Origin of the sequence: Corallococcus sp. AB045 (assembly GCF_003668895.1) — a bacterium.
Lineage (GTDB): Bacteria > Myxococcota > Myxococcia > Myxococcales > Myxococcaceae > Corallococcus > Corallococcus coralloides.
In genome coordinates this window covers 1-6,882 of the sequence record NZ_RAWN01000321.1, presented here as the reverse complement: position 1 = coordinate 6,882, position 6,882 = coordinate 1, and the positions used below count along the sequence as shown (strand labels likewise).

The 6,882-nt window shown below is 72.1% G+C and carries 1 protein-coding gene; it reads right to left on the bottom strand.

Features of this window, described 5'->3' with window-relative positions; all coding sequences use genetic code 11:
- Positions 1 to 6,598 (bottom strand): non-ribosomal peptide synthetase/type I polyketide synthase (locus D7Y21_RS39405; RefSeq protein ID WP_233612472.1); only part of this gene is annotated, 6,598 nt, incomplete at its 3' end.
- Between the last annotated feature and the right edge of the window lie 284 nt (positions 6,599 to 6,882).

Below are 6,882 nucleotides of genomic sequence, written 5' to 3'. Positions count from 1 at the left end.
GGGCAGCGGGGGACAGGGTGGGTTCCACGCCCGTAGGCGCGGCAGACCCGTGCGAGGACACCCCCGCCTCCGGACGCATCCCGTGCACTGGAGCCCCGTGTGAGACGCCGGCCGGATCCGTCGTCACGGGCGCGCTCTGAGGGGCGCCGTTCGGAGCCATCATCGCGGACGCGCTCTGAGGGGCGCCGTTCGGATCCGTCGTCCCGGACGCGCTCTGAATCGCGCCGTTCGGAGCCATCATCGCGGACGAGGCCTGAGGTGCGCGGACCGACGCCGTGGCCGTCATCGCGGAGGCGGCTTGAGGGGCGCGGACTGACGCCTTGACCAGGGCCAGGTCGGAAGTCACTTCGGGCGCACGATCAGCGGGCGCGGCCGGAGCCCAAGGTTCGGGCGCACGCTCCACGAGCACGGCCGGAACCTGCTGCGCACGAACGGAACTTCCTGCCGGAGGTGCGAACGGTGACGTCGTGGCGCGTGCTCTCGGCTGCACCCAGACCGCCTTGGTCTGGAACGCGTACGTGGGCAGGTGCAACCGCAGGCGCTGCTCGTGCGCGTAGAACGCGCTCCAGTCCACAAGCACACCTGCGGTCCACAGCTCGCCCACGGCCTGGAGCCAGCCCATCTGCTCCGTCGTCTTCCCGCCCACCCTCAGCGATGCCAGTGCGAGGATGGAAGGACCGCCCTCGGGCCGGGCCAGGTTCGCGCGCACCAGCGGCGTCACGTCCTGTCCCGGTCCCACCTCCAGCAGCACCGTGCAGCCTTCCGCCTGGAGCGCCTCCACCGCGCGGGTGAAGCGCACCGGCTGGCGCATCTGCTCCGTCCAGTAGTCCGGAACCGCGAGCTGCCCCGGACCGACCAGCGCCCCCGTGAGACTGGACACGTACCGCACCGCCGGCTCCGACCAGCGCAGCGTGCCCACCACGCGCGCCAGCTCCGGCATCAACGGCTCCACGTCCGCGGAATGGAACGCGTGCGGCGCGGGCATGCGAACCGCTCCGGCCTTCTGGGCCTTCAGCGCGGCCTCCAGCCGCTCCACTTCCTCCACCGGCCCGGACACCACGCAGCGGTCCGGAGCATTCACCGCCGCCACCGACAGCCGGCCCGACAGCAACGACTGCACGCGCTCCACGGGCAGGGCCACCGCGAGCATCGCGCCCGGCGGCATCCGGTGCATCAGCTCCCCGCGAGCCACCGCGAGGCGCATCGCGTCCTCCAGGGACAGCGCCCCCGCGACGCATGCCGCCGCGTACTCACCGAAGCTGTGCCCCATCACCGCGGACGGCGTGACACCCAGGTCCCGCCACATCCGAGCCAGCGCTACCTGCACGCTGAACAACGCGGGCAGCGCCACGCGTGTATCCGCGAGGTCCGCCGAAGCATCGGCCTCGGGAGCCAGCACGGCCGACACCCGAGCCCGCAGCGGCGCGTCCAGCAACGCGAGGCACGCGTCCAGGTGCGCGCGGAACAGGGGCGACGCCTCCGCCAGCTCACGCCCCATGGCGAGCCGCTGCGATCCCTGCCCGGAGAACACGAACGCCACGCGCGGCGCCTTGCCCGGACTCTTCACCGGCGTCACCGGCTTCTGGAGCTGCCGCGACAGCTCCTCCGCGTCCGTCACCACCACCGCGCGGCGGTACTCGAACGCCTTGCGGCCCACGGCGTGCGTGAACGCCAGGTCCGCCAGCGCCGAGTCCCCGACGCCCTTCGCCTCCAACCGCCGCGCCGCCGCCTCCAGCGCCTCCGGCGAGCGCGCGGACAGCACGACGAGCTGGTGGGAACGCGTGGTCGAACCACTCTGCCGCATGGGAGCTTCCTCGAGGATGGCGTGGGCATTGGTGCCACCAATGCCGAAGGAGCTGACCGCGGCGAAGCGAGGCGTCTCGCTCCGAGGCCACGACCGCAAGGTGGTGTTGACGAAGAACGGACCCGCGTCGAAGTCGATCTGCGGGTTGGGCTGCTCGAAGTGGAGGCTGGGAGGAATCTCTCCATGGTGCAGCGACAGCGCGGCCTTCATCAGGCCCGCCAGCCCCGCGGCCGTATCCAGGTGCCCCACGTTCGTCTTCAGCGACGCCAGCGCGATGCGCCCCCGGTGCTCCGAGCCCAGGCCGTACGCGCGAGTCAGCGCCGCCACTTCAATCGGGTCCCCGAGAGGCGTCGCGGTGCCATGGGCCTCCACGTAGCCCACGGCCTCCGGTTCCACGCCCGCGTTGGCCAGGGCCTGGGACACCACCGCCGCCTGTCCCTGCACACTCGGCGCGGTGAAGCCGGACTTGTTCTTGCCATCGTTGTTCAGCGCCGAGCCCCGGATGACGGCGTAGATGGCGTCGCCATCCCGCACCGCGTCCTCCAGACGCTTGAGCACCACCGCGCCCACGCCGTTGCCGGGCAGCGTGCCCCCCGCCTTCGCGTCGAACGCACGGCAGTGGCCATCCGGGGAGAAGATGAGCCCCTCCTGCGCCACGTAGCCCGTGCGCTGCGGCAGCGACAGCCGCGAGGCCCCCGCGAGCGCCACGTCGGACTGGCCCGTCCGCAGGCTCTGACAGGCCAGGTGCACGGCCACCAGCCCCGTGGAGCACGCGGTGTAGAGCAGCGTGCTCTCACCCGTGAGCCCCAGCTTGAAGGACGCCTTCGTCGGCAGGCTCTCGTGCGTGCCAGTGCCGTTCAGCTCGAAGAAGGACGCCGCGTCCAGCGGCATCGCCTGCCGCACGGCCTCCGCGTATCCAGAGGCCGCCGCGCCTGCGTACAGCGAGATGGCGCCGGGGTAGCGCTCCGGATTGACGCCCGCGTCCTCCAGCGCGGCCCACGCCGTCTGGAGGAAGAGCCGCTGCTGCGGATCCGTGAACTGCGCCTCGCGCAACGACATGTCGAAGAACGCGTGGTCGAACCCCTCCACGTCGTCCAGGACACCGGCGGCCGGAACGAACGCCGGGTGGTACCAGAGCTCGAACCCCTCCGGCAGGGAGGGCAGGTGCTCCAGTTCTTCCGGTGAGAAGCGCGTGATGGACTCCACGCCCTCGCGCAGGTTCCGCCAGAACGCCTCCACCGTCCCCGCGCCGGGGAAACGGCCCGCCATGCCGATGATGGCGATGGAGCCGGACGCACCAGGCTTCGACGCCTCGCGCGGACGGTGGCCAGGGGCGGTGGGAGACGGCGCGGGTGCGCCCTGCGACTCGTGCTCCAGCCGCTGGGCGAGCGACTCCACCGTGGGGTGCTCGAACAACCAGACCACGGGTACGTCGCGGCCCAGCGTCTCCTTCAGGCGCGAGGCGAGCCGCATCACGGACAGCGACGTGCCGCCCAGGTCGTTGAACAGGTGGTCCTGCGTGCCCACCCGGTCGGCCCCCAGCTCGCGGGCCCACGTGGAGGCGATCTGCTCTTCCAGCGGGTGGGACGGCGCCACGTAGCGCTCGCGCCGGCCGGTGGCCTCCGAGTCCGGAGCGGGCAGCGCCTTGCGGTCCACCTTGCCGCTGGGGTTCAGGGGCAGGGTGGGGAGCGCCACGAACAGGGACGGCACCATGTAGTCCGGGAGCTTGCGGCGCAGGGCCTCCCGCAACCGCGAGGGCTCCAGCACCTGCCCCGGGCGCGGCATCGCATAAGCCACGAGCCGCTTGTCGCCGGGCACGTCCTCGCGCACCACCGCCGCGGCCTCGTGCACTTCGGGCAGCTCGCGCAGGGCTGCCTCCACTTCCGGCAGCTCGATGCGGAAGCCGCGCACCTTCACCTGGTGGTCCGTGCGCCCCAGGAAGTCCAGCGTCCCATCCGCGCGCCAGCGCACCCGGTCGCCCGTGCGGTACAGCCGTGCACCCGGCTTCGTGCCCCAGGCATCCGGCACGAAGCGCTCCGCCGTCAGGCCCGGCCGCGACACGTAGCCCCGGACCACGCCATCACCGCCGAGGAACAGCTCCCCCGGCACGCCCACCGGCACCGGCTGGAGCCGCGCGTCCAGCACGTACGCCGTGGTGTTCGCGAGCGGCGGGCCGATGGGCACCGACGCGCCCGCCTGCTCCGGCCGCTCCACCGTGAAGAACGAGGCAGCCACGGAGCATTCACTGGGGCCGTAGGCGTTGATGACGGGCCGGCCCAGGAACTCCACCGCGCGGCGCACATGCGGGGCGGAGATGACGTCCCCCGCCACGTGCACTTCGCGCAGCCGCCCGAGGATGTCCGGCCGGTGCTCCACCAGCTGCGAGAAGAGCCCCGACGGCAGGTGGGCGAAGCTGACCGCGTGGCGCTCCACCACGCGCGCGAGCGTGTCCATGTCTCCGGCGGGGACCTTGCCGGGGAAGATGACCAGCCGGCCGCCGTGCAGCAGCATCGTCCACAGCTCCATCACGGAGCCGTCGAAGGACAACGGTGCGAAGAGCATGCCCGTTTCGCGCTGACCGACGCGCGAGTAGGGCTCGGCGTGCACGAGGCGCAGCACGCCGCGATGCTCGGAGGCCACTCCCTTGGGACGCCCGGAGCTGCCAGAGGTGAAGATGACGTAGGCCAGGTTGCGAGGCCCCACGGTGACCTCCGGCGCGGTGACGGGCTGATCGTCGAGCGCCAGCGCGTCCACGAAGAAGCAGGACAGGGCCGCGTCGGGCACGTTCAGCCGCTCACGCAGCGCGCGCGTGGTGAGCAGCATCCGGGGCCGGGCGTCCTCCATCATGAACGCCAGCCGCTGCGCGGGGTACGACGCGTCCAGCGGGACATAGGCGCCGCCCGCCTTGAGGATGGCGAGCACCGTGACGACGAAGTCCACGGAGCGCTCCATGCACACCGCCACCGGCACGTCCGGGCCCACGCCCCGGGCCTGGAGGAAGTGCGCGAGCGGATTGGCCCGCGCCTCCAGCTGCGCGTACGTCAGGCGAAGGTCCCCGTCCTCCACGGCGATGGCGTCCGGAGCCCGGGCGACCTGGAGCGCGAACTGCTCGGGGAGGGTCCTGCCGGAGGGGTAGTCGCGGGCCGTGTCGTTCCACGCGGTGAGCACCTGGTGGCGCTCCGCGTCCGTCATCCAGGGCAGCTCGTGGATGGACGTCCGAGGAGCCGTGATGGCGGCATCCAGCAGCACGCGGAAGTGGCCGGCCAGCCGCGCCACGGTGTCCGCGTCGAACAGCTCCGTGGCGTACTCCAGCCAGCCCTCGAAGCCCTGGGGGGACTCCGCGAGCGACAGCGTGAGGTCGAACATGGACGTGCCGGTGTGCACGTCCAGGAGCCGGGTCTGGAGCCCCTTCAAGACGGGCGCGTCCACGCGGGCGCCCTGGAGGTTGAACATCACCTGGAACAGCGGCGTGTGCCCCAGCTCGCGAGGAGGCCGGAGCGCCTCCACCACCCGTTCAAAGGGCACATCCTGGTGCGCGTACGCGCCCAGCGCCGTCTCCCGCACGCGGCCCAGGAGCTCCCGGAACGAAGGAGCGCCGGACAGTCGCGTGCGCAGGACCAGCGAGTTGACGAAGAGGCCGACGAGCCCCTGGAACTCCGCGCGCTGACGGCCCGCGATGGCCGTGCCCACGCTGATGTCGTCCTGGCCCGCGCGGCGGGCGAGCACGGTCTGGAAGGCCGCGAGCAGGACCATGAACGGGGTGACGCCTTCACGCTCCGCCAGCCTCCGGACCGAGTCCGAGAGGTCGGCGTCCAGCACCACCGGGACCCGAGCGCCCGAGGACCCACGCCGCGAGGGACGCGGCCGGTCCGTGGCCAGCTCCAGCAGTTGGGAAGCACCGGCGAGCTGCGTCCGCCAGTAGTCCAGCCGCGACTCCAGCGCGGCGCCATCCAGCGTGTCCCGTTGCCAGTCGGCGGCGTCGGCGTAGTCCAGGGGCAGGGCGGGCAGGGGCGACGGGCGGCCCTCGCGCAGCGCCGAGTAGAGGGCTGAGACCTCGCGCACCAGCACCGCCATGGACGTGGCGTCCGACACGGCGTGGTGCATGACGAGCACCAGCACATGGGTCCGCGCATCCAGCGTGAGGAGCGTGGCGCGCACCAGCGGTCCGCGCTCCAGGTCGAACGGGCGACGGGCCTCTTCGTGGGCCAGGCGGAGCGCCTCGGCCTCGCGGGTGTCGGCGGACAGGGACTCCAGTGACACGCGCGCCAGCGGCAGGGACGCGTCCGCCGCGATGACCTGCCGGGGTTGCCCCGGAGCCTCGCGGAAGGAGGTCCGCAGTCCTTCATGCCGGGCCGCGAGGGCCACGAGGCTGCCCTCCAGCGCGGCCACATCCAGCTCGCCGTCCAGGCGAACGGCGGCGGGCAGGTTGTAGGACACGTCGCCGGGGGCGTACCGGGACAGGAAGAACAACCGGGCCTGCGACGAGGACGCCTCGCGGTCGCCGCCCACGTTCTTGCGGCTGGGTGCGAGGCCCGCCGAGTCACGGAGGGAGGCCAGCCTGTGCGCCAGGGACGTGATGCTCGGCCCCTGGAGCAACCACTCCATGGGCACCGTCAGCCCGGTGCCCGTGCCCACTTCATGCGCCAGCTCCACGGCGCCCAGCGAGTCCAGCCCGTAGCGAGTCACCGGAGCATCAACGTCGATGTCCTCACGGAGCATGCGCACGTGTCGGGCCACGATGTCGCGCAGCCACTCGACCAGGGCCTCTGAGTCCGGCTTCTCAGGCAGGGCCACTTCCGCTTTCGGTCCAGCATCAACCGAGGAAATTGCTGGAGCAGAGGGCAGGGGAGCATCGGCCTGTGATGGGCGTGCAGCAGAGGAGTTGGAACCCTCAGCCCGCCATGCAGTCACCTCCTGCAACGTCCCCGCGAGGAAGGCCGCGCGGCACGCATGCCGCTGCACCTTGCCACTGGACGTCTTCGGCAGACTCCCCGGCTCAATCAGCACCACCGCGTGCGCCTGCACCTCGTGCGACTCCGCCAACCTCTGACGGATGGTGCCCACCGCCGTGTCCGCCG